This window comes from Paraburkholderia sp. BR10872 (assembly GCF_040965835.1).
Classification (GTDB): Bacteria; Pseudomonadota; Gammaproteobacteria; order Burkholderiales; family Burkholderiaceae; genus Paraburkholderia; species Paraburkholderia nodosa_A.
The window spans coordinates 169,570-193,181 of sequence record NZ_JBFRCN010000003.1 but is presented as its reverse complement, the minus strand read 5'-3'; the positions used below and the strand labels follow the sequence as shown (position 1 = coordinate 193,181).

21 protein-coding genes are annotated in these 23,612 nt (G+C 66.3%); 10 read left to right on the top strand and 11 right to left on the bottom strand.

The features are described 5' to 3' along the window. Positions 1 to 160 precede the first annotated feature (160 nt). From AB4Y43_RS04350 to AB4Y43_RS04325, 6 genes are all read left to right on the top strand, one after another. Positions 161 to 706: a MerR family transcriptional regulator gene (locus AB4Y43_RS04350; protein ID WP_368727108.1), complete on the top strand. Its 546-nt coding sequence runs from the start codon at positions 161 to 163 to the stop codon at positions 704 to 706. Beyond that, positions 703 to 2,259 carry an MFS transporter gene (locus tag AB4Y43_RS04345; RefSeq protein WP_342945693.1) on the top strand — a complete coding sequence of 519 codons (1,557 nt, stop codon included), beginning with the start codon at positions 703 to 705 and terminating at the stop codon, positions 2,257 to 2,259. Before AB4Y43_RS04350 ends, AB4Y43_RS04345 begins: the two co-directional genes overlap by 4 nt. Before the next feature lie 35 nt (positions 2,260 to 2,294). Continuing rightward, positions 2,295 to 3,131, top strand: a complete 837-nt coding sequence (locus AB4Y43_RS04340) for a M90 family metallopeptidase (RefSeq protein ID WP_368727107.1) — start codon at positions 2,295 to 2,297, stop codon at positions 3,129 to 3,131. Positions 3,132 to 3,288: 157 nt separating this feature from the next. Next, positions 3,289 to 3,552 carry a type B 50S ribosomal protein L31 gene (locus tag AB4Y43_RS04335; RefSeq protein ID WP_069267507.1) on the top strand — a complete coding sequence of 88 codons (264 nt, stop codon included), beginning with the start codon at positions 3,289 to 3,291 and terminating at the stop codon, positions 3,550 to 3,552. 320 nt (positions 3,553 to 3,872) lie between these two features. Next, the gene (locus AB4Y43_RS04330; RefSeq protein ID WP_368727106.1) at positions 3,873 to 5,627 is read left to right on the top strand and encodes an ArnT family glycosyltransferase; all 1,755 of its coding nucleotides are present in this window, start codon (positions 3,873 to 3,875) and stop codon (positions 5,625 to 5,627) included. 4 nt (positions 5,628 to 5,631) lie between these two features. After that, complete coding sequence (locus tag AB4Y43_RS04325) at positions 5,632 to 7,002, top strand: MATE family efflux transporter (RefSeq protein WP_368606711.1); 1,371 nt, start codon at positions 5,632 to 5,634, stop codon at positions 7,000 to 7,002. 48 nt (positions 7,003 to 7,050) lie between these two features. Here AB4Y43_RS04325 and lipA read toward each other — a convergent pair whose 3' ends face one another. The 6 genes from lipA to AB4Y43_RS04295 form a co-directional block, all read right to left on the bottom strand. Then, entirely contained in the window at positions 7,051 to 8,049 is a 999-nt protein-coding gene (lipA, locus tag AB4Y43_RS04320) for a lipoyl synthase (RefSeq protein WP_368606712.1), read from the bottom strand. 2 nt (positions 8,050 to 8,051) lie between these two features. Further along, the gene (locus AB4Y43_RS04315) at positions 8,052 to 9,173 is read right to left on the bottom strand and encodes an acetoin dehydrogenase dihydrolipoyllysine-residue acetyltransferase subunit (RefSeq protein WP_342945688.1); all 1,122 of its coding nucleotides are present in this window, start codon (positions 9,171 to 9,173) and stop codon (positions 8,052 to 8,054) included. Between the two features lie 4 nt (positions 9,174 to 9,177). After that, positions 9,178 to 10,182 (bottom strand): alpha-ketoacid dehydrogenase subunit beta, encoded by a 1,005-nt coding sequence (locus tag AB4Y43_RS04310; protein ID WP_342945687.1) that lies wholly within the window; start codon positions 10,180 to 10,182, stop codon positions 9,178 to 9,180. A 46-nt stretch (positions 10,183 to 10,228) separates the two neighbouring features. Then, positions 10,229 to 11,206: a thiamine pyrophosphate-dependent dehydrogenase E1 component subunit alpha gene (locus AB4Y43_RS04305; protein WP_342945686.1), complete on the bottom strand. Its 978-nt coding sequence runs from the start codon at positions 11,204 to 11,206 to the stop codon at positions 10,229 to 10,231. Between the two features lie 69 nt (positions 11,207 to 11,275). Next, a complete protein-coding gene (locus AB4Y43_RS04300; RefSeq protein WP_368616215.1) occupies positions 11,276 to 12,052 on the bottom strand; it encodes an SDR family NAD(P)-dependent oxidoreductase in 777 nt (258 codons plus the stop codon). A 48-nt stretch (positions 12,053 to 12,100) separates the two neighbouring features. Further along, positions 12,101 to 13,168, bottom strand: a complete 1,068-nt coding sequence (locus AB4Y43_RS04295) for an ATP-NAD kinase family protein (protein ID WP_069267607.1) — start codon at positions 13,166 to 13,168, stop codon at positions 12,101 to 12,103. A gap of 477 nt (positions 13,169 to 13,645) precedes the next feature. Between AB4Y43_RS04295 and AB4Y43_RS04290 the strand changes: the two genes are divergently transcribed. From AB4Y43_RS04290 to AB4Y43_RS04280, 3 genes are all read left to right on the top strand, one after another. Further along, on the top strand, positions 13,646 to 15,646 hold the full coding sequence (locus tag AB4Y43_RS04290) for a sigma-54-dependent Fis family transcriptional regulator (RefSeq protein ID WP_368616214.1): 2,001 nt from the start codon (positions 13,646 to 13,648) through the stop codon (positions 15,644 to 15,646). Positions 15,647 to 15,865: 219 nt separating this feature from the next. Next, positions 15,866 to 16,456: a ComEA family DNA-binding protein gene (locus tag AB4Y43_RS04285; protein WP_368616213.1), complete on the top strand. Its 591-nt coding sequence runs from the start codon at positions 15,866 to 15,868 to the stop codon at positions 16,454 to 16,456. A gap of 124 nt (positions 16,457 to 16,580) precedes the next feature. After that, positions 16,581 to 17,021, top strand: a complete 441-nt coding sequence (locus AB4Y43_RS04280; protein WP_069267517.1) for a YidB family protein — start codon at positions 16,581 to 16,583, stop codon at positions 17,019 to 17,021. A 122-nt stretch (positions 17,022 to 17,143) separates the two neighbouring features. Here the strand turns inward: AB4Y43_RS04280 and clpB are convergent, their stop codons facing one another. Next, entirely contained in the window at positions 17,144 to 19,741 is a 2,598-nt protein-coding gene (gene clpB, locus AB4Y43_RS04275; protein WP_368616212.1) for an ATP-dependent chaperone ClpB, read from the bottom strand. Between the two features lie 252 nt (positions 19,742 to 19,993). Further along, on the bottom strand, positions 19,994 to 20,494 hold the full coding sequence (locus AB4Y43_RS04270; protein ID WP_069267519.1) for an Rrf2 family transcriptional regulator: 501 nt from the start codon (positions 20,492 to 20,494) through the stop codon (positions 19,994 to 19,996). Between the two features lie 207 nt (positions 20,495 to 20,701). Here AB4Y43_RS04270 and AB4Y43_RS04265 point away from each other — a divergent pair, with 207 nt between their 5' ends. After that, positions 20,702 to 21,262, top strand: coding sequence for a group III truncated hemoglobin (locus AB4Y43_RS04265; RefSeq protein WP_368727105.1), 561 nt, complete (start codon positions 20,702 to 20,704; stop codon positions 21,260 to 21,262). A gap of 100 nt (positions 21,263 to 21,362) precedes the next feature. Here AB4Y43_RS04265 and AB4Y43_RS04260 read toward each other — a convergent pair whose 3' ends face one another. Genes AB4Y43_RS04260 through glp form a run of 3 tightly spaced genes read right to left on the bottom strand, consistent with a single transcriptional unit; the run spans position 21,363 to position 23,419 of the window. Next, the gene (locus AB4Y43_RS04260) at positions 21,363 to 21,845 is read right to left on the bottom strand and encodes a molybdenum cofactor biosynthesis protein MoaE (protein ID WP_368727104.1); all 483 of its coding nucleotides are present in this window, start codon (positions 21,843 to 21,845) and stop codon (positions 21,363 to 21,365) included. 19 nt (positions 21,846 to 21,864) lie between these two features. Further along, a complete protein-coding gene (moaD, locus tag AB4Y43_RS04255; RefSeq protein ID WP_069267522.1) occupies positions 21,865 to 22,122 on the bottom strand; it encodes a molybdopterin converting factor subunit 1 in 258 nt (85 codons plus the stop codon). A 13-nt stretch (positions 22,123 to 22,135) separates the two neighbouring features. Then, the gene (gene glp / locus AB4Y43_RS04250) at positions 22,136 to 23,419 is read right to left on the bottom strand and encodes a gephyrin-like molybdotransferase Glp (RefSeq protein ID WP_368616210.1); all 1,284 of its coding nucleotides are present in this window, start codon (positions 23,417 to 23,419) and stop codon (positions 22,136 to 22,138) included. Between the last annotated feature and the right edge of the window lie 193 nt (positions 23,420 to 23,612).

Below are 23,612 nucleotides of genomic sequence, written 5' to 3'. Positions count from 1 at the left end.
CCCTCGCCCGCTCGAATCACCGCAAAACGCCCGCGACTTCGCGGGCGTTTTTCTTTTCCGGCAGCGGATCACTGCACCTCGCAACCTGTACGTGCACGTTCACGTTGAAGTACAATGCGCAGCGTGTCTTGATCGCGTCCCGGCGAAAAAAGAGTTCCCCATGCCCAAGGATTCCCCCGCGCTGCTCACGGTGCGCGACGCAGCCGAGCGCCTGAACGTCACGCCGCGCACGCTCAAGTATTACGAAGAGCGGGGGCTCGTCAGCCCCTCGCGCAGTGAAGGCCGCTACCGGCTCTACGACGAGCACGACCTCGAGCAATTTTCGCGCATCCTGCGGCTGCGCGCGCTCGGCTTTTCGCTGCACGGCATCACCGAAATGCTCAAGCGGCCGCTCGAACAGGTTGGCGAAGGCCGCCGGCGCTATTCGCAGGAGTCGCTCCAGCAGATCGCCGATGCACTGGCGCAGCAGATCGAGACGCTCGACACGCGCATCGCGGCCGTGCGCCGCGAGTTGAAGGAGGCGCAGACGGTGCGCATGGAGCTGGCCGACGACCTCGACTACCTGCAGCGGCGCCTCGCGGGAGAGCCGTCCGATCAGCTGATCGAGCAGCGCCTCGCCGCCACGCGGCGACGCAAGGCGGCCGCGACGGGCGGCAGACCGGCAGAGCCTTCGGGCAACGCACGGGAGAACGACGAATCGGCATGAGCACGGCCCAGCCTCGCGAGCCGATCTTCAGCGCGGCGCGCTTGCGCGGCGACTTTTTCCCGTGGGTGCTCGCCCTCGCGACCGGTCTCGACTACTACGACAATGCGATCTTCTCGTTCTTCACGAGCCATATCGCGGGCGGCATCAACGCGTCGCCCGACGAGCTCGTCTGGTCGTCGAGCGCCTACGCCGTGTGCGCCGTTCTGGGCATCCTGCAGCAGCAATGGTGGGTGGAGCGCATGGGCTACCGCCGCTACGTGGGGAGCTGCCTGCTGCTCTATGCCGTCGGCGCGATCGCGGCGGCACTTTGCGAATCGTCGATCGAGCTTGCCTTCGCGCGCGGCTTCCAGGGCTACTTCATCGGCCCGATGATGGGCACCTGCCGCATCCTCATCCAGATCAGCTTCACGCCGCAGCAGCGTCCAGTGGCAACGCGCGCGTTCCTCATTCTCATCGTGCTCTCCAGCGCGCTCGCACCGCTCGTGGGCGGGCAGCTCGTCGCGCATTTCGACTGGCGCGCCCTGTTCGCGTTTTCCGCGCCCGCAGGCGTGCTCTATGCCGTGCTGGCCCTGCTCGCGCTGCCCGATACGGGCCACTTGCTGCCTGAGGAGCGCGGCGAAGCGCACTTCTGGCCGTACCTCATCTTCGCGTTTGCACAGGGCGCGCTGCAGATCGCCATGCAGCAGGTGCGCTTCGAACTCTTCAGCGCGTCGCCGGAAATCATTCTGCTCACGCTCGTCGGGATCACGGCGCTCGCCTGGTTCGGCTGGCACCAGTGGCATCATCCGAAGCCGCTCATGCGCCTGCACGCACTGCGCGAGAAGCCGTTCCGGGTGGGCCTGCTGCTCTACATGGTCTACTACTACCTGAGCACGGCGCTCAGCTACCTGGTCTCGCGGCTGCTCGAAGGCGGTTTCAACTACCCCGTCGAAAACGCCGGACGCCTCACCGGCATCACGTCGCTCATCTCGGCCGGCGCCCTCTTTTTCTATTTCCGCTACGCGAAGCTCATTACGCACAAAAAGTGGATCATCGTGCCCGGCTTCGTGCTCTCGGCGTTCATTTCGTTCTGGATGACGCGGCTCACGCCGCAGGCTAGCGAAGCCTGGCTCATCCCGCCGCTGCTGCTGCGTGGCCTGCTGCTGCTCTTCATCGTGCTGCCCGTCGCCAATCTCACGTTCCGCATCTTCGCGATCGAAGAATTCACGCACGGTTACCGCTTGAAAAACATCGTCCGGCAGTTGACGATATCGTTCGCCACAGCCACCGTTATCATCGTCGAGCAGCACCGGCTCGCGCTGCACCAGACGCGGCTCGCCGAGTTCGTGAATCCGTTCAACCCGGCGTTCCAGAGCACCTACGCCGCGCTGACGCATTCCTTCGAACTGATGGGCCGGTCGGCGAGCGAAGCGCACGGACTTGCCCTCGCGCAGGTGAGCCGCATGGTCGCGCAGCAGGCGAGCTTTCTGAGTTCGCTCGACGGGTTTTATTTCCTGATCGGCGTGGCGGTGTGCGGCGGGATCTTCGCCGCGTGGCAAAAGCAGATCGATTGAACGACATCCAGACGCACGGGAAAACACACCCAGCGATGCTTTCGAAACTCTCTCACTGGTTCGACGCGCGCCGCCGCGAAAAGGCGCTGCGCACCTACGCGATCGACGACGCGCTTTGGCAGGCGACGCTCGCGGGCTTGCCCTTTCTCAAGCACCTCGACGCCGCCGACCTCGTGCGTCTGCGCGAGATGACGAGCCTTTTCCTCGCGCAAAAGGAGTTCTCCACGGCGCACGATCTCGAGCTGACCGACCCGATGAGCGTAGCGATCGCCGCGCAGGCGTCGCTGCCCGTGCTCAATCTTTCACTCGATCTCTACAAGGGCTGGGTGGGCGTGGTCGTCTATCCGGGCGAATTCGTGATCCGCAAGACCGTGGAGGACGAGGACGGCGTGGTCCACGAGGTGGAACACGACGCGAGCGGCGAGGCGTGGGAAGGCGGCCCCGTGATCCTCTCGTGGGAAGACGCGCAGATGACCGATGGCAGCGACGCGTACAACGTCGTGATCCACGAGTTCGCGCACAAGATCGATATGCTTAACGGCGAGGCCGACGGCCATCCGCCCCTCTTTCGGCGCTGGCACGCCCCGCTCGACGCGCAGGCGTGGGGCGACGTGTTCGACAACGCCTACGACCAGTTCTGCGACAAGGTGGACGCCGTGCCGGAGCGCCGCTGGGCGCGCTTCGAGCGCGATTCGCTGATCGATCCCTATGCCGCCGACCACCCGTCGGAGTTCTTCGCGGTGTGCAGCGAGGCGCTTTTCGTCAAACCGAAGGCATTCGAGGCCGAATATCCCGAGCTTTACCGGCTGCTCGCGCGCTATTACCGCCAGGACCCGGCGCGCGTGGGCGCACTGGCCGGCCAGCCGGCCTGAAACCTGACGCGCGGGAGCCTCAAAAATTCGCCAACCGGCTGATTATCTGGCATAATCGCCGTTTTTCGACCCTTGGGTAAGTGGCTCGCGCGGGCAAAGTCGGCAACATGGTGTTGCTGGCACGCGGGTTGGCTACCGCCAGATTTAAGGAATAACCATGAAAGAAGGCATTCACCCGGATTACCGCGAAGTCCTGTTCATCGACGTTTCGAACGACTTCAAGTTCGTGACCCGCTCGACCATCCAGACGCGCGAAACCGCCGAATTCAACGGCAAGACCTACCCGCTCGCCAAGATCGAAGTGTCGTCGGAATCGCATCCGTTCTACACGGGCACGCAAAAGATCATGGACACGGCAGGCCGTGTCGAGAAGTTCAACAAGAAGTTCGGCGCACGCGCCTCTGGCAAGGCCGGCAAGTAAGCACCTCGCCGCACCGGCTGCTGGCCGGTCCCGCATTGAACGTGCACAAAAAGGGCAGCGTACGCTGCCCTTTTTTGTTGCCCGCGCCACCGTTGCGCCGTCCAGCAGCTATAAGGGTGCGACCTACCGCCCCTTTTTAGATGTTTCTGTGGATTATCCCGCGGCTAACGCCGTGACGCGCGGTCGCCGGCCCGGCTAGAATGCCGGATTGCTCCACGGCACACGGCCGGGTGTACCGTCTGCCGCGCATGCCTGCTTGACCCCCGCATGCGAGCCGCCCGCTCGAACACGCCCGGTTTATCCGTCTCCCTTCGTACTGCATGAAGCCAGCCATTCGACTGACCGCCTCCGCCACCAGCGCCCTGCCGCGCTGGCTGCTGCTGACCATCTGTATCGTCTTCGCCGCGTTCGGCCTCTTTGGCCGCGACCCGTGGAAGAACGAGGATGCGGCGGGCTTCGGCGTGATGTGGACGATGGCGGGGGGCACCTCGCACGACTGGCTGCTACCCAATCTCGTCGGCAAGTACGTGACCGAGAACGGTCCGCTCGGCTACTGGCTCGGCGCCGCGTGCATCCGTCTCTTCGCACCGTGGGTCGACGCCAGCAACGCATCACGCATCGCCACGGGCGTGCTGTTCTGCCTCGCGTGCGCGTTCGTCTGGTACAGCGCGTATCTGCTGGGCCGCCGCCCCGAAGTGCAGCCGTTCAAGTACGCGTTCGGCGGCGAGCCCGAGCCGCGCGACTACGGCCGCACGCTCGGCGACGGCGCCCTGCTCGTTCTGCTGGGCTGCTTCGGCCTCGCCGAGCGCGGTCACGAAACCACGCCGCAGCTCATGCAGTTCGTGGGCATCGCCATGCTGCTGTACGGCGTCGTGCGCGCCATCGACAAGCCGGTCCAGGGCGCCCTCTGGTGGGGCCTCGCGCTCGGCATCGTGATGCTCTCGAGCGGCCCGGTGCTCGTGGGCGCGCTCCTCATCGGCACGCTCGCCATGCTCGCCATCGCGCCCGAAACGCGCTCGCGCTGGCTGCTCGTGGCGGGCCTGCCCGTGGCGCTCGTGGTCTCGGCCTCGTGGCCGCTGCTGGCGCTGCATCTGTATCCCGACGACGCCGTCTGGTTCCTCAACCAGTGGGCGCACACCAACGTCAACGCCTTCGCAGGCCCCCCTGGCTACGTGCTGCGCTACGCCGCCAAGAATCTGCCGCTCTTCACGTGGCCCGCGTGGCCCCTCGCGATCTGGGCCTTCGTGAGCTGGGCGGGACTGCGCCGCAAACCGCACATCGCGATTCCGCTGTCGGTGATCGTGCCGCTGCTCATCCTCGTGGTCGTGCAGAGCCACGAATCGAACCGGCTCTTCATGCTCGTGCTGCCCGCGCTGGCGGTGCTCGCGACCTTCGCGCTGCCCACGCTCAAGCGCGGCGCGATCAACGCGATCGACTGGTTCGCGGTGCTGAGCTTCACGATTCTCAGCACCTTCGTGTGGCTCGTGTGGCTCGCGGGCATGACCGGTTTCCCGGCACCGCTCGCGCGCAACCTCGCGCGTCTCGCACCCGGCTTCGTGCCGGAGTTCAAGATTCTCTCGTTCGCGTGCGCGGTGGCCGTTACCGTGTGCTGGATGGTGCTCGTGCGATGGCGCGTGGCGCGCCATCCGAAGGTGCTGTGGCGCAGCGTCGTGCTCTCGAGCGGCGGCACCACGCTCATGTGGGTGCTGCTCATGACGCTGTGGCTGCCGGTCGTCAACTACAGCCGGACCTACAAGGACGTGGCCGAGCAGATCGCCGCGCACCTGCCCGCCGACTATCAGTGCATCTCGCCCGTCCGCCTCGGCGATGCGCAGATCGCCACCTTCGCGTACTTCGGCAGGATGCATTTCGCGTTCAACGAGGATTGCGACGTGATCCTGCGCCAGGACACGCAGGAATACGGCGAGCCGAGCTCGATGCCGGACTACGTGTGGAAGCTCGTCTGGGAAGGCCGCCGCGTCGCCGACCGCGACGAGCGCTTCCGCCTGTACGTGCGCATCGACCGTCCGACGCCGCCGCTCAAGAAACATGTCTGGCGCAAGCGTCCGGACTGAGGCCGTGCTGACGACGACTTTCGCCGGCGACGTCCGGCGCATCGCCGCGCTCGCGTGGCCGGTGCTGGTCGGGCAACTCGCGATCATCGCGTTCGGCGTGATCGACACCGCGATGGTCGGTCGCTACTCGGCGCTCGATCTCGCCGCGCTCGGCCTGGGTTCGTCGATCTACATCTCGGTCTATATCGCTCTCACGGGCATTCTCAGCGCGCTGCAGCCCGTAGCGGCGCAGCTCTATGGCGCGCGCAAGGACACGGAAATCGGTCTCGAAGTGCGCCAGGCGTTCTGGCTCGCGCTCGTGCTGATGGCGATCGGATTTACGATCCTCTACTTTCCCGGCCCGCTGCTCGACCTCGCGCACGCGCCCGAAGCACTGCGCGAGCGCACCGTCGGCTATCTGCGGCTGCTCTCGTTCGGGCTGCCCGCGGCGCTGGCCTTTCGCATCTACAGCTCGCTCGCCAATGCCGTGGGGCGCCCGCGCCTCGTGATGTTCCTGCAAGTCGGCGCGCTCGTACTCAAGGTGCCGCTCAACACGTGGCTCATCTTCGGCGGCCTCGGCGTGCCGGCGCTCGGGGGGCCAGGCTGCGCGCTCGCAAGCACCTCGATCAACTGGGCGCTCGCCTTGTGCGCGGCCTTCGCGCTCACGCGGGTGGACGTGTTCGCACCGTTCGAAATCTTCAGGCACTTCTGCTGGCCCGAGTGGAAACGCCAGGCCGAACTGCTCAAGCTCGGCATTCCGATGGGGCTTTCGTACCTCATCGAAGTGACGTCGTACACGTTCATGGCGATCTTCATCGCACGTATGGGCACGACCACGCTCGCCGGCCATCAGATCGCCGGCAACATCGGCGCCGTGCTCTACATGACGCCGCTTTCGATCGGCGTGGCGACCTCGACGCTCGTCGCCCAGGCGCTGGGCGGCGACCGCCCGGCCGAAGCGCGCACGCTCGCGCGGCACGGCGTGGCGACGGCCGTAGCGATTGCCTGCTGCTATGGCGCGATCGTGTTCGTACTGCGGCCGCTCATCATCGGCGGCTATACGCCGGACCCTGCCGTGGCAGTCGCAGCCATGCCGCTCGTCGCCATCGTCACCTGCTATCACGTGTTCGACGCCCTGCAGATCACCACCGCCTTCGCGTTGCGCGCATACCGGGTCGCGGTCGTGCCGACCATCATCTATGCGCTTGCGCTCTGGGGCGTGGGCCTCGGCGGCGGCTACGCGCTGGGCTTCGACGTGACCGGCACGGTGCCCGCCTGGGCGACGGGCGCGCGCGGGTTCTGGCTCGCCAACATGGCGAGCCTCCTGATTGCCGGTGCCGGACTCCTGCTTTATCTCTCGCGGGTGAGTACGCGGTTTGTGAGAGAACGCGCCTAGCTCGTCGGCGTCGGAGGCGTTAGGCGGTTAGTTGCAAATGCATGCAGATCACCCCGCCTCGGCCTGCCGCGCCGCCTCCACGGTCTGTGCTGCGTGATACGACGAGCGAACCAGCGGCCCGGCCACCACCTCGCTAAATCCCATTGCCAGCCCCGCCGCACGCAACGCGGCGAATCCGTCGGGATGCATGTAGCGCTTCACCGGCAAATGAAACCGCGACGGCGCAAGGTACTGCCCGATCGTCAGCACTTCTACGCGATGCTCGAGCAGGTCGCGCATCGTCGCGAGCAACTCCGCATCGGTTTCGCCCAGCCCCACCATCAGCCCCGACTTCGTGACGAGCGCACCGTTCGCCGCTTTCGCGCGCGCAAGCAAATCGAGCGAGCCGTGATAGTCCGCGCCCGGCCGCGCCGCGCGATACAGCGAGGGCACGGTCTCGATGTTGTGGTTGAACACGTCGGGCCACGCGTACGAAAGCGCCTCGAGCGCGCGCGGGACACGGCCGCGGAAATCGGGCGTGAGCACCTCGACGCCGATTCCCGCTACGCGCTCGCGCACCCGCGCAATGCAACGCGCGAAGTGCGACGCGCCACCGTCGCGCAAGTCGTCGCGATCGACCGATGTAATGACGACGTGACGCAAGCCCAGCGCCGCGACCGCTGCCGCAAGGTGCGCGGGCTCGTCCTCGTCGAGCGGCGCGGGACGTCCGTGAGCGACATCGCAGAACGGACAGCGCCGCGTGCACAGCCCGCCCATGATCATGAAAGTCGCGGTGCGCTGTGCAAAGCATTCGCCGATGTTCGGGCACATCGCTTCTTCGCATACCGAATGAAGCCGATGCTCGCGCAATACGGCCGCCACGCCCGCTACGGTTTCGCTCATGAGCGGACGCGCGCGCAGCCAGGGCGGCTTCGGCAAGACCGCGTCGGCGCTGGCAGGCGGCACGATCTTCACCGGAATGCGCGCGAGCTTCTCGCGGCTGCGCAGGCCCTCCTGACCCAGCGCCGTACTCGACGAGCGGGACACTCCAGACGTGGCGGCCTCCATGCTCAGGCTCCTTCGTCGAAGAAGGCTTTGAGCAGGCGATTGACCTCCTGCGCCGCCTCCATCTGCACCATGTGCCCCTTGCCCGCAATCACCTCCACGCGCACCTGCGACGGCAAGCCCTGCGCATGGCGCGCCGGTATGATCTGGTCGACCTCGCCCCAGATCACGAGCGCGCGAGGCGCGAGCGACGCAAGCCGCTCGCGGAACACGCGCCGCTGCGCGCCGCCTTCGAACGCCTGCGCGGCAATCTTGCCGAGCGCGGCCTGCACGCCTTCGAGCCGCTTGTACTTCACGAGGTCCTCGACGAGCTGACGCGTGACCAGCGCGGGATCGGCGAACAGCTTCGTCACGTGCGGCTTGAGCGCATTGCGATTGCCCGCCGCGACGAAGCCCTCGATATACGCACCATCGATCTCGCTGCCAAGGCCTGCACTCGAAATCAGCGCAAGAGAAGTCACGCGCCCGGGCGCCTGCTCGGCCACCGCCATGGCCACTGCACCGCCCAGCGAGTGCCCGACGAGATGCGCGCGGTCGATCTTCTGCGCGTCGAGGAACGCGATCACGCTTTGCGCGAGCTCGCCGAGGCTCCCGCTCTCGAGCGCCTTGCCCGACTCGCCGTGACCCGGCAGATCGAGCGCCCAGACGGTGCGCTCCGCCGCGAGATCGGTGTGATTGAAGAGCCAGTTGTTGAGATCGCCGCCGAAGCCATGGATCAGCACGACAGGCACGCCCTCGCCTTCGCCCTGCTTCAGGTAGCGCACGGTCCTGCCGCCAATTTGCGACTTTTCCGGCTGCGGTCCCGCGTCGGCGTCGCCCGCCTGCGCCGGCACGAAGTCGCGCTGGAACTCGGCCACCGCGGCGTCGATATCCGCGTCGGCCGCTTCGGCATCGGCGACCACACCAAGCAGCGCGCCCACGGGCAGCGTGTCGCCCTCCTGCGCGATCTGCCGCCGCAACACGCCTTCGAACGCGCACTCGACGCCCGACGCGATCTTGTCGGACTCCACGTCGAGCAATTCATCGCCCTTGCTGACCTTGTCGCCGGGCGACTTGAGCCAGCCGTTCACCTGGCCCTGCTCCATCGACAGGCCCCATTTGGGCATCGTGATCATGTGAATCGGCATGACTTCAGCTCCTTGCTGCGCGCGCGGCGTCGGCGATCTTCTCCGCCGAGGGGATGTAGAGGTCTTCGAGCGATGCCGCGAACGGCACAGGCGTATGCGGGGCAGTGACCATGCCGACCGGTACCTTCAGTTCCTTGAACGCCTTCTGGCCAACGAGTGCCGCAATGTCGGTCGCGATCGAGCAGCGCGGATTGGCTTCGTCCACGACCACGACCCGGCCCGTGCGGCGCGCGCTTTCGAGGATCGTTTCCTCGTCGAGCGGCGAGGTCGTACGCAGGTCGATCACGTCCGCCTCGATGCCGTCTTTCGCGAGCTTCTGCGCAGCATCGAGCGCGTAGTGCACCATGCGTCCATACGTGACGATCGTGACGTCGTCACCGTCGCGCACGATGTTGGCCTCGCCGAACGGAATCGAATAGGATTCCTCCGGAACGTCGCCTTCCATCGTGTAGAGCAGCTTGTGCTCGCAGAAGATCACGGGGTCGTTGTCGCGTATCGCCTCGATCATGAGGCCCTTGGCGTCATAGGGCGTGGCCGGGCACACGACCTTCAGCCCGGGAATATGCGTGAAGAGCGAGGTGAGCATCTGCGAGTGCTGCGCCGCCGCGCGCAAGCCCGCGCCATACATGGTGCGAATCACGACCGGCGTGACGGCCTTGCCGCCGAACATGTAGCGGAACTTCGCCGCCTGATTGAAGATCTGGTCGAAGCACACGCCCATGAAATCGATGAACATCAGCTCCGCGACCGGCCGCATGCCGCACGCCGCCGCACCCACTGCCGTGCCGATAAAACCGCCTTCCGAGAGCGGCGTATCGAGCACGCGCCCGGGGAACTTGCCGTAAAGGCCCTTTGTCACGCCGAGCACGCCGCCCCACGCGTCCTGCTCGCCTGGCGCGCCCGCGCCGCCCGCGTTGTCCTCGCCCATCACGATCACGCTTTCGTCGCGCCCCATCTCCTGGGAAAGCGCTTCGTTGATGGCCTGCGAATAGGTGATTTTCCGTGCCATTTCCGTCTCCTTGATCTGGAATCCTGATGACTTGAGTGCGCAGCGCTTAAGGGTACGACACGTACACGTCAGTGAGCAGCGCTTCGGCTGGCGGCAGCGGCGCGGCCTTGGCCTGCGTCACGGCATCGTCGATCAGCTGCTTCACTTCGGCGTCCACCTCGCGCAGATCGTCGCTGCTCGCGAGTTCGGCGCGCACCACGCGCTCTTCGAAGCGCTTCAGGCAGTCTTTTTCCTCGCGCAGCTTCTGCACTTCGCCAGGGGCTCGGTAGGTTTGCGCGTCGCCTTCGAAGTGGCCGAAATAGCGCGAGAGTTTCATCTCCACGAGCGTCGGGCCGCCGCCGCTGCGGGCGCGTGCAATGGCTTCGCCCAGCGCCTCGTGTACGGCGAAGAAGTCGAAGCCGTCGACGATCACACCCGGCATTCCGAAGCCGTTCGCACGGTCGGCGATATTGTCGGCCGCGACCGACCACGTCGAAGACGTCGCCTCGGCGTAGCCGTTGTTTTCCGCGACGAAGATCACCGGCAAGCGCCACACGGAGGCGAGATTCATCGACTCGAAGATCACGCCCTGGTTCGACGCGCCGTCACCGAAGAAGCACACGCCCACGCCGCCCGTCTTCTTCTGCTTGGCGGCGAGCGCGGCGCCGCACGTGAGCGGACCGCCTGCGCCGACGATGCCGTTTGCGCCCAGCATGCCCTTCGACAGATCGGCGATATGCATCGAGCCGCCCTTGCCCCGGCACGACCCCGTGGCACGGCCATAGATCTCGGCCATCATCTCGCGCACGTCCACCCCCTTGGCGATGCAGTGGCCGTGGCCGCGGTGCGTGGTGGCGACATAGTCGTTATCGTTCAGATGACTCATCGTGCCGACCGCGGAGGCCTCCTCGCCCGCGTACAGGTGCACGAAGCCTGGAATTTCGCCGGTCGCGAACTCGACGTGCAAGCGTTCCTCGAACTCGCGAATCGTGCGCATCGAGCGATACGCGGTGAGCAACTGCTCCTTGTTCAACTGAACTGACATGGTTGTCTCCTGGGTGTACGACGCTTGTACCGCTCTGGATTGGCTTGCTGCGGGGAAATGCGACTGCTCCTAGTGAAAAGTGAAACCGCCGTCGACGTTCACCGACTGGCCTGTGACGTTGTCCATCGTCGCGAAGAACAGGGCGAGCCGGCCCATGTCCTCCGGCGTTTGCGCGCGGCCCTGCGGAATCAGCGTGAGCTGATGGCGCTGCCAGGACTCTTCGACGCTCTCGCCTTCTGTCTTCCATTCGTCGGAGAGCCGGTCCCACATGTACGTACGCACGATGCCGGGGCAAATCGCGTTCACGGTGATGCCCTCGCGCGCGACTTCCTTGGCGAGCGCGTTGGTGAAGCCAACCACCGCAAATTTCGACGCGCTGTAGTGCGCAAGATTCGGGAACCCTTCCTTGCCCGCGATCGAAGCGACGTTGATGATCCGCCCGCGCTTTTGCGTACGGAAATGCGGCAGCGCAGCCTTGCAGCCGAGGAACACGCCTTTCGCGTTGACGCCCATGACGAAGTCCCAGTCCCGCTCTGTTAATTCGGATACCGGACTAATTGAAATCACGCCGGCGCAGTTCACGAGAATATCGAAGCCACCGAATTCCGAAAGCGCCTGCGAGACCATCCCTTCGAGCTGGACAGCCTGGGTGACGTCGACCTTGGCGAAGGCGGCGCGTCTGCCCAGCGCCCGTAACTCATCCGCAGTCGCGGCAAGCGGTTCTTCGAGCAGATCCGCGAGTAGCACGTCCGCGCCGGCTTGCGCGAGCGTGAGCGCAATGCCGCGGCCGATGCCGCGCGCGCCGCCGGTCACGATCGCGACCTGGCCTTTCAAGGGTGTGTCCATGCGATGTCTCCTTCTTTCGGTGATGCGTGGAGGAAGCAAGCCCAATCGCTATGCGCGCGCGGCGGCCTCGCGCAACAGCTGATGCGACGCCGCGTAACGCAGCGTGCGCGCGACATCGACGGTCAGCGGACCGTGCCAGTCGAGCGTCACTTCATAGCGGTCGCCTCGCGCCGGTTCGATTTCACGCTCGCCGTCGAACGCGAGCGTGCCGTGGCCCGCTTCGAGCGGCAGCGCCACGCCGACTTCGAGGCGCTGGCAGGTAAGCATCGTCAGGCGCTCGACGCGGCCCGGCGCAATCGGCGCGAGCAACGGCACGCCTGCGCCGCTGCCCTCGGGCGCGCCAGGCTGGGCGAACGTCATATGCAGGCCGTGCGCCGCATCGCGCCCGACCGGCGCCCAAGCCCCGCCGATCGACGAGAGACCGATGCCGTCAGGCGGCGCGAAGGTCAGAAAAAGTGATTCGATATCCGAACTTTCAGAAATCGCACGCGCACCGATGAACGGCTGACGCGCCACGCAAATGTCGACGAGCGCGATTTCTTCGCGCCCGCGCGACGGCCCTTCCACGCAGCGCGCGACGAGCCGCTTGTTGCGCGAAAGCGCCGACTCGGCGGGCACCGCGCCGGTCGCGACGAGCGCGCCCGCGAGGCCCGCGACGGTGGCCTCGCGCAGTTCGGGAAAGGCGTTGTTGGTGCCGGTGGAGAGCGCGAGCAGCGGCGTCGCGCCGCAATGGGCCGCGACCGCGCGATGGGTGCCGTCGCCGCCCAACACCGCGATCAGCGCAACCTCCTCTCGCACCATGTGATCGACACCGGCGTGCGTATCGGCAACGCTTTCGTCCACGAGCAGATCGACGAACACGACCTCGGGCCAGGGTTCGTGCGCGGCAATGGCCGTGTGCGTCTCGATTGCGCGCAGGAGCAGCGCGGCCACGCCGGTGTTGTCGCGCAACGTGAGCACGCGCGTCACGCCGAGCGCGCCCAGGCCTGCGAGCAGGCGCACGACCATGTTCGCCTTCTCGGCCGTGGGAAAGACGGAAGCATGCGAAGTGAGACGGCGAATGTCGCGGCCCGATGCGGGGTTGGCGATCACGCCTACAGTCACGGGCGTCGTCACGGATTTTGTCTCCTGATGGCGTCGCACCGTGCATTGCCGTGCGCCGCCTTTGCCGCCAGACTCTGCAAGCGTCATGCCAATGACGTCGAGAAAGCGCGGCGATAGCGCAGAAGGCCGCGTGACGGGGTTCTGCGGCACATGCACGGGGTGGCGCCGGCACGATCAGCGTCGCGCGCGGCGTCTCAGTCACCGTCTCGCGCGAGCGACGCGCCGCTCGCACGACCAACCGCCCGCTTGAAGGACTACGCGCATAGCCCCGCGTGGCGTGCCAGAGCGGCGACTGAACGCCCAGGTCCGCCGCGCCGAAAGGCGCGGCACGAGCCGCTGAGACGATCGTCTCAGCCGTCTCGCATGCTGCGCTGCGGTGTGATCGCGCGCAAAGGATGTGCTACAAAAGACTCCCGCCGAACGCTTTCCGGTCCGACGTAACCCGACGTTACTCCGACGCTCACCGCGAGCCGTCGCCTGGAACCGCTCATGCCCTACGCCCTTGCGTCTACCCGGCACGCCGAGCGCGTGCGCGGCGCCGTAGAAGGCCGCCTGCCCGCGCCGTCCGACTCGCCGCGCCTCGTCTCGTCGTGGCAGCGCTCGTTCGAGCGCTATCAGCTGGACCCTGGCTCCGTGATCGGCCCGCGCGTGCTGAGCGCCGCCGAGCTGCGCGAGATCCGCGATCGCGAGGAGTCCTTTCTGCGCGCCTCCGGCCAGTGCCTCACGCGATTGCACGACATGGTGCGCGAGGCCGATTACTGCGTGATGCTGACCGACGCGCACGGCGTGACGATCGACTATCGCCTGGACCGAGAGCGCCGCAACGACTTCAAGCACGCGGGTCTCTATATCGGCTCGTGCTGGTCCGAGAGCGAGGAAGGCACCTGCGGCATCGCGAACGTGCTCACCGATCTCGCGCCCATCACGGTGCACAAGACGGACCATTTCCGCGCCGCGTTCACCACGCTCACGTGTAGCGCCGCGCCGATCTTCGCGCCGGGCGGCGAGCTGATCGGCGTACTCGATGCGTCGGCCGTGCAATCGCCCGACAATCGCGAGAGTCAGCGCATCGTCAACCAGCTCGTGCGCCAGAGTGCCACGCTCATCGAAGACGGCTATTTCCTGCATCGCCTCTCGTCGTGCTGGATACTCTTCGGTCACCAGAATCGCAATTACGTGGAAGCGCAGCCCGAACTGCTGATCGCCTTCGACGAAAACGGCAACGTGGTCGCCGCAAACCGGCGCGCGCGCGAATGCATGCCGTGCCTGGACGGCCCGCGTCATATCGACGAGATTTTCGATTCGTCGCACGTGCAGTTGCGCGACATCGGCCGCATCGAAACCATCGCGGCGCTGCGCCTGCGCGCGAACGGCTCGATGCTGTATGCGCGCATCCGCGCGCCGCTTGGGACGAGCGGTTACGGCGGACACAGCGCACGCAGCGGCGCCGGCGCGGCGCATGGCGCGATGCCGCTGCGGCGCGACACCGCCGACGCGCACGAATACGACCGCAGCGCGCTCGGCCCCTTCCTGCGCAGCGCCGACCCGCGCGTGGCCGAAAACGCGCGCATCGCGCAGCGCGTGGCGGGCAAGCGCCTGCCGATCCTGCTGCTCGGCGAAACCGGCGCCGGCAAGGAGGTGTTCGCGCGCGCCATCCACGACGCCAGCGCGCGACGCAATCGGCCGTTCATCGCGGTGAATTGCGGGGCGCTGCCCGAGTCGCTGATCGAGAGCGAGCTGTTCGGCTATGCGCCGGGCGCGTTCACGGGTGCGCGCCGGCACGGCGCACGCGGCAAGATCGCGATGGCCGATGGCGGCACGCTCTTTCTCGACGAAATCGGCGACATGCCGCTCGCGCTGCAGACCCGCCTTTTGCGCGTGCTGGCCGAGGGCGAAGTCCTGCCGCTCGGGAGCGAAACGCCGGTGCGCGTCGATATCGACGTAGTCTGCGCAACGCACCGGGACCTCGCGCAGATGGCCGGCGCGGGCGCATTCCGCGACGATCTCTACTATCGCCTGAGCGGCGCGGTGCTCACGCTGCCGCCGCTGCGCGAGCGGCGCGACATCGCGATGCTCATCGACACGGTCTTTGCGGAAGAAGCGCAGGCCGCCGGCCGGCCGCTCGCACTCGACGCCACGCTCGCGGCGCGGCTCGCGAAGTTCGCGTGGCCCGGCAACCTGCGGCAACTGCGCAATGCGATGCGTTACGCATGCGCCGTCTGCGACACCGTGCTGGTCGAAGCGCGGCACCTGAGCGGCGACCTCGCGGCACGCCTGCCGCCACTCGCAGCGCCGGCCGCATCCGGCTGCCCAGCCGGCATTCCGCCAGCGTCGCCGCTCTCCGACGAGGACGAGCGCGCACGCATCGTCGCGGCGCTCACGGCGCACCGCTGGCGTCCGAACGCCGCCGCACTGGCACTGGGCATTTCGCGCGCGACGCTCTACCGGCGCATGGCGAAGCTCGCCATCGTCGGGCCCCATCGCGTTTGAGCCGGATTGCGCTGACTTCCGCGCGTTTCGCGTCGCCAGAGTGCACAGAAGTATTAAATATTGTGCGGCGCGATTTACTTGCCACACTTCGGCCGGTATAAATCGAGCGCTCGCGATCCACAGATACGCCATCTGGCCTATTCTTGTACCGCAGCCCCCTCCGCTGGATGCGTCGTCCGTTCCCGGCTCACTGAAAATGCCCTCAATGGAGTGATTGCCATGCTCAAGAAGCTGCTGATGCTCTTCCTCGCAATCGGCCTGTCGCTGTCCGCCGTGCTCGCCGCAGCCGTGGAAGTGAACACCGCCGACGAAACCGCGCTCGAATCGGTCAAGGGCATCGGCCCCGTCCATGCCAAGGCGATCATCGACGAACGCACGAAGAACGGCCCGTTCAAGGATGCCGACGACCTGGTGAACCGCGTCAAGGGCATTGGCCCGAAGTCGGTGCAGAACCTCGAGGCGGCGGGGCTCACGATCAACGGCTCCTCGGCGCCGCCCGCGGGCAAGACGGCTAGCGCGAAGAGCGGCAAGAGCGCCGCTGCCACGAGCGCCGCGCCCGCTGCGACCACGGCCAATCCGATGACGGCGCAGACGCCGGCGGCCGCGACCACGGCGCAAGCCGCCTCGGACACGGCCGCGGGCAAGTCGAAGCACAAGAGCAAGAAAGACAAGACAGCCGCCGCTGCCAGCGCGCCCGAAGCGGGCTCCGCTGCGGCAGCTCCGGCCACGGCATCCGATACGAAGGCGAAAAAGCCCAGGAAGTCGAAGAAAGACAAGGCCGCGTCCGCTACGGCCGCTTCCGGCGCCTGATTGCCGCCATCGTCCGGCGCGCGCAAGCCGTGCACTGGACCTCGAAAACGCGGCGCCACCCTCGCGTGCGCCGTCCGACTTACCGGCCGCGTCCCCGTCGCGGCCATCACCCAGAGAGATCGTCATGAGTCTGCTAGATACCCTCGGTTCCCTGCTCGGTTCGCAGTCGCAACAGCAAGGCGGCGGCCAGGCCCAGCTCCTCGCCGCGGCGATGGAGTTCGTCAACAACCAGCCCGGCGGGCTGAACGGCCTCATCGAGAAGTTCCAGCAAGGCGGCCTCGGCGACATCGTGCAGTCGTGGGTCGGCAACGGCGAGAATCAGCCTGTTTCGGCGGATCAGCTGCACAACGTGCTCGGCTCGGACGTCGTCTCGGGTCTCGCGCAGAAGGTCGGCATGCAGCCCGACCAGGTGAGCGGGCTGCTCGCCCAGGTGCTGCCGCACGTGGTCAACGCGGGCACGCCGACCGGCGAAGTGCCGCAAGGCGGCCAGATCAACACCGAAAGCGTGCTCGGCACGCTTGGTGGGCTGGCGTCGCTGCTCGGCGGCGGCAACAAGCAGGCATGAGCGCCCATTAGCGCTTCCTTGCAGGCATGAAAAAAGGGCAGCGGATCACTCCGCTGCCCTTTTCGTTTCGGCTCAGTGCGCCGCCTGCCGGCGCGCGCCTCAGCCGAGGGTTGCTACTCGCGTTAGTGCACCACGCGCTCGAACACGAACTTGCCGTCGTGCACGCCGACCGGGATGACATCCTTCGGCCCGAACTTGCCCGCGAGGATCAGCTTGGCGACCGGGTTCTCGATCTCCTGCTGGATCGCGCGCTTGAGCGGCCGTGCGCCGAACAGCGGGTCATAGCCGACCTTGGCGATCTGGCTCAGCGCCTCGTCCGACACCACGAGCTCCATGTCGAGCTTCTCCAGACGCTCGCGCAGACGCTGCAGCTGGATCTTCGCAATCGACTCGATATTCGAGCGATCGAGCGCATGGAACACCACGACCTCGTCGATCCGGTTCAGGAACTCGGGGCGGAACTGCTGCTTCACTTCGTTCCACACGGCGTCCTTCACCGCTTCCTGCGGCTCGCCCGCCATCGCCTGAATGAGGTGCGAACCGAGGTTCGACGTCATCACGATTACGGTGTTCTTGAAGTCGACGGTGCGGCCCTGGCCATCGGTCATGCGGCCGTCGTCGAGCACTTGCAGCAGCACGTTGAACACGTCCGGGTGCGCCTTTTCGACTTCGTCGAGCAGGATCACGCTATACGGCTTGCGACGCACGGCCTCGGTCAGATAGCCGCCCTCTTCGTAGCCCACGTATCCCGGCGGCGCGCCGATCAAACGCGCCACACTGTGCTTCTCCATGAACTCGCTCATGTCGATGCGGATGAGGTGATCTTCCGAATCGAACAGGAAGCCCGCCAGCGCCTTGCACAGCTCGGTCTTGCCCACACCCGTCGGCCCGAGGAACAGGAACGAGCCGTACGGCCGGTTCGGGTCCGAGAGACCGGCGCGCGAGCGGCGAATCGCGTCGGCGACGGCGGTAATGGCCTCGTCCTGACCCACCACGCGCTCGTGCAGCTTCTCTTCGATCTGCAGCAGCTTCTCGCGCTCGCCCTGCATCATGCGCGAAACGGGAATGCCGGTCGAACGCGACACGACCTCCGCGATTTCCTCGGCGCCCACGAGCGTGCGCAGCAGGCGCAAGCGCGTGGGGTTGTTCTGCTCGTTCGCCTCCGCGAGCGTCACCTGCTTGAGCTGCGCTTCGAGCTCCGGCAGCTTGCCGTACTGCAGTTCCGCGACCTTCTCGAGCTTGCCTTCGCGCTGGAAGCGATTGATCTCCGCGCGCACGCGGTCGATCTCTTCCTTGATCTGCGCGCCGCCCTGCACCGCGGCCTTCTCGGTGGTCCAGATCTCTTCGAGATCCTTATATTCGAGGCTCAGCCGGTCGATCTCTTCCTCGATCAGCTGCAGACGCTTTTGCGACGCTTCGTCCTTTTCCTTCTTGACGGCCTCGCGCTCGATCTTCAACTGGATCAGGCGGCGATCGAGCTTATCCATTGCTTCGGGCTTCGAATCGATTTCCATCTTGATCTTCGAAGCTGCTTCGTCGATCAGGTCGATGGCCTTGTCCGGCAGGAAACGGTCGGTGATGTAGCGATGCGAGAGTTCCGCCGCCGCGACGATAGCCGGGTCGGTGATCTCCACGCCGTGGTGCAGCTCGTACTTCTCCTTCAGGCCGCGCAGGATCGCGATGGTCGCCTCGACCGACGGTTCATCGACGAGCACCTTCTGGAAGCGGCGTTCGAGCGCGGCGTCCTTTTCGATGTACTTGCGATACTCGTCGAGCGTAGTCGCGCCGATGCAGTGCAGTTCGCCGCGCGACAGCGCCGGCTTGAGCATGTTGCCCGCGTCCATCGCGCCTTCGGCCTTGCCGGCGCCGACCATCGTGTGAATTTCGTCGATGAAGACGATGGTCTGCCCTTCGTCCTTGGCAATGTCGTTGAGCACGGCCTTCAGGCGCTCTTCGAACTCGCCGCGATATTTCGCGCCCGCGAGCAGTGCGGCCATGTCGAGCGAGAGCACGCGCTTGCCCTTGAGCGTTTCGGGCACTTCGCCGTTGACGATGCGCTGCGCGAGGCCTTCGACAATGGCCGTCTTGCCCACCCCCGGTTCGCCGATCAGCACCGGATTGTTCTTGGTGCGGCGTTGCAGGATCTGGATCGAGCGGCGGATTTCGTCGTCGCGGCCGATCACGGGGTCGAGCTTGCCCGAACGCGCGCGCTCGGTCAGATCGACGGTGTACTTCTTGAGCGCTTCACGCTGGCTCTCGGCGTCCTGGCTGTGCACCTGCGCGCCGCCGCGCACCGCGACGATCGCGGCTTCGAGCGCCTTGCGCGTCAAGCCGTGCTGGCGCGCAAGACGACCCGCCTCGCCCTTGTCCTCGGATACGGCGAGCAGGAACATCTCGCTCGCGATATACGTGTCGTTGAGCTTCTGCGCTTCCTTGTCGGCCTGATTGAGCAGCCCCGTGAGTTCGCGGCCGATCTGCACGTTGCCGTCGGTGCCCCGCACCTGCGGCAAGCGGTTGATGGCGTCGTTCAGCGCGTTCTGCAGCGCCTGGACCTGCACGCCCGCACGCGACATGAGCGAGCGCGCGGAGCCGTCCTGCTGCGCAACGAGCGCAGCCAGCAGGTGAACGGGTTCGATGTACTGGTTATCGTGGCCCACCGCGAGGCTTTGCGCGTCGGCGATGGCTTCCTGGAACTTGGTGGTGAGTTTGTCGATTCTCATTTGATGCGAGACCTCCAGATTTCTAGACTGTCACCAAATTTGAGGGGGGACGCGCCGGTTTCAAGCGCTCTGGCGTCATTTTTTCCGATTTTTGCGATTCAGGCGCGGGCAGCGTCCGTCTACCGTTGCTGCCGCGGCGTGAGAAAACGGGGAAGAATGCGAGGCGGCCGCTGCCGCGCGAGGCAGCGCGTCACGGCTGAACACCGCGACTCGTAGGGGAAGAAAAACGAAGAGGTGACGCTGACGCGCGCTTCAATGCTCGCGCGAAGACGCGGAGCGAGCCGCCTGGGCGCGCGGCATGAACTGGATCGGCGCGAGGCCGAGCAACCCGGTCAGTTCGCCTGCAGGCTGGGCCAGTTCGCCGATGGTATGGCAGTCGAGTTCCGCGAGAAACGCATCGCGCGCCGCGGCCAGCGCGTGCTTGAGTCGGCATTGCGGCTCGATGACGCAGCTGCGCCGGTCGCCATGTTCGTCCGGAAAGCAGCCGACGAGCGAGAAGTCGCTCTCTGTCTCACGGACAACGGCGCCAACGCTCAGATCGAGCGACGCCGGTGCGAGCCGCAAGCCGCCATTGCGTCCGCGAACGGTGTCGACCCAGCCGAGTTCGCCCAGGCGCTGCACCACTTTCATCAGATGATTCTTCGAAACGCCGTAGGCGTCCGAGATCTCCTGGATCGTGGCCAGGCTGTCGCGACGCAGCGCGAGATACAGCATCACGCGCAAGGAATAGTCGGTGTAGTCGGTCAGTCTCATGGCGATCGCAATGACAGAGAGGGTGCAGGTGACAGAACCCATACAATAACATGCAGTTAGCATGCAGGTTTTGCCTGGACTGAGTATCATTGTCACTCCGATGGACGCTTCGCAGGGCCTGGCAGCTTGCATGCGGCCCGTTGTCGCATCGTGCCGGCGCCCCGCCGCCGACTACACTCCAGGCACCCCAGGTATCACCCGCCCCAAATGACTCGCCCCGACACCCCTCCCGCTGCCGCGCTGCACGCCCGGCCAACTGAAGAAAACATCCGCGAACTCGTCTACGCGTTCTACGACCGCGTGCGCGACGACGCCATGCTCGGCCCGGTGTTCGACGGCGTGCTCGCTGGACGTTGGGACGAACATCTGCCCAAGATGTGCCGCTTCTGGTCGAGCCTCGTGCTCGGCACCAAAAGCTACCGCGGCAACGTGCAGCAGGCGCACGATCCGGTGCCTGGCGTCGAGCCGCAGCATTTCAGCCGCTGGCTCTATCTTTTCCTCGATACGGTTCAGGCTCGCTACGAGCCCGCGGCGGCGGTGCAGTTCATGGAACCCGCGCTGCGTATCGCGCAAAGCCTCCAACTGAGCCGCTTTGGTTGGGACTACACGATTCCACCCGAGCAACAGGCGATTCTCGATCGCGTGGCGCCTCGCAGGCGCCACGCCAGGCACGGTCATGACTTGCCAACGCGCCCGACCGGCGAGCCGTTTCCGGCCCGTTTCGTTGGCCGCCAGATGGATGTCGGCGAGAACACGCCCGCGGAGTGAGCGCATCTGCTTCAAGCGGTATATCCGAATAGGCGGTTAGTTGCGTTAAATAGGGGTGCGGGTGAGCTGAGTCCGTCCCTTCAACCCTGCGGACGAGCGCCTAGCTGGATTCCCGCGACGCATTCCCCGAGGCCACCCCCCAGCGCGCCAGCGCCTTATCGTCACTCTCGCGGGCATCGACCCAGCGCGCGCCCTGCTCCGTCACTTCCTTCTTCCAGAACGGCGCCTCGGTCTTGAGGTAGTCCATGACGAACTCGCAGGACGCGAACGCGTCGCCGCGATGCTTCGAGGTCGTCGCGACCAGCACGATCTGGTCGAGCGGCGCGAGCTTGCCCACCCTGTGCACGATCAGCACCTCGATGCCGGCCCAGCGTCGTTGTGCATCGTCGACGATCGCCTCCAGCGCCTTCTCGGTCATGCCCGGATAGTGCTCGAGTTCGAGCGAGGCGATCGTGCTGCCGTCGTTCAGATCGCGCACCGTGCCGACGAAGCACGCCACCGCACCGATCGCCGGATTGCGCGCGCGCAGTTGCGCAACTTCGGTGGTGAGATCGAAATCTTCCGTTTGTACGCGCACGGGCATCGTGAGTCTCCTGTGGCGCTCAGCCGCCCGTCACCGGCGGGAAAAAGGCGACTTCGCAGCCCTCGGTGATACGCGTGCGCGGATCCGTCATCACGTGATTGCAAGCCATGCGCAGCGCGCGGCCTTCCGCCAGCGTCTCGGCCCACACACCGCCGCGCGCACGCAGCCAGCCGCGCACATCGCCGACCGTCACGATGGCATCTGGCAGCGTGACCGTTTCGTCCGCGACGCCTAGCGCCTCGCGCACACTCGCAAAAAATTTCAACTGGATCTTCATCGCTCGAGGCTTTTCAGTACAGCAATTCGGTGAACGGAATAAAGCGCACGGTCTCGCCGGCGCTGATCGCATGATTGGGCGGATTGTCGATGAGACCGTCGCCCCAGACCGTGGACGTGAGGACCGCGGAACTCTGGTTCGGGAACAGGTCCAGACCGCCAGCCGGGTTCACGCGCGCTCGCAGGAATTCGTTGCGGCGGTCGCTCTTCGCCTGGGTGAAGTCGGCGCGCAGCGAGAGCGCGCGCGGGCTCACCTGCGTCGCGCCCGCAAGGCGCAGCAGGAACGGACGAACGAACAACAGAAAGGTGACGAAACTCGACACCGGGTTGCCCGGCAACCCGATGAAAAACGCCTCGCCGGTTTCCGCGTCCGCCGCCCCCTGCGTCCGACGCACCGCGCCGAACGCGAGCGGCTTGCCCGGCTTCATCGCGATCTGCCACAGGTTGATGCGCCCTTCGGCCTCGACGGCGGGCCGCACGTGATCCTCCTCCCCGACCGAGACACCGCCCGAAGTGAGGATGAGGTCGTGGCCAGCGGCCGCCTCGCGCAGCGTCGCGCGCGTGAGCTCGAGCTGGTCCGGCACGATGCCGTAGTCGGTGACTTCGCAGCCGAGATTGCGCAAGAGGCTCGTGAGCGTGAAGCGGTTCGAGTTGTAGATCGCGCCGGGTTTGAGCGGCTCGCCGGGCATCGTCAGTTCGTCGCCGGTGAAGAACACCGCGACCTTCACGCGGCGCACGACGGTGAGCGTGGCGCACCCCACCGACGCCGCGAGCCCGAGTGCCGCCGGCGTGAGGCGCGTGCCCGCCGGCAGGATCACCGTATTCTTGCGGATATCGGCGCCCTGTGCCGTGATCCATTCGCCCGCCTTGGGCGCGTGCACAAAGGTGACGGCGCCTTGCGCGGCCTCGGTCTGCTCCTGCATCACCACGGCGTCTGCGCCCGGCGGCACCGTCGCGCCCGTGAAGATGCGCGCGGCCGTGCCTGCCGCGAGCGGTTGTGGCGCGTGGCCCGCGGCAATGCGCTGCGAAACCGGCAGACGGCGGCTGCCTTGCGCGAGATCGGCCACGCGCACCGCGTAGCCGTCCATTGCGCTCGTATGCATCGGCGGCACGTCGAGCGGCGAGACGACGTCTGCGGCGAGCACGCGGTTCAGCGCGTCGAACGTCGAAATCGTTTCGGCACCGGCGAGCGGCTTCGCCGCGGCAAGCAGCGTGGCGAGGGCGTCGGCAGTAGAGAGCATCGGCGCGCGCGGTGCGGGCGCCGGCGCAGCGGAAGACGGGGACGTAGGCGTGGACATCGAGGTCGTCTCGGACGTGGGCGGCGGGGCCGCCAGCAGCGGTTGGTCTGTCGTTATTGTAGCGGCGCGACCGGCGCGCCGTGCCTTATGCCGTGGATATCCCTGGCGCGCAATGCCTGCGAGTGCGCAGGCCCGGCTGAAGTGATGCAGCGCGCGGGTACGATCGACCCGCCGACGCGTAAAAGCTGATGCG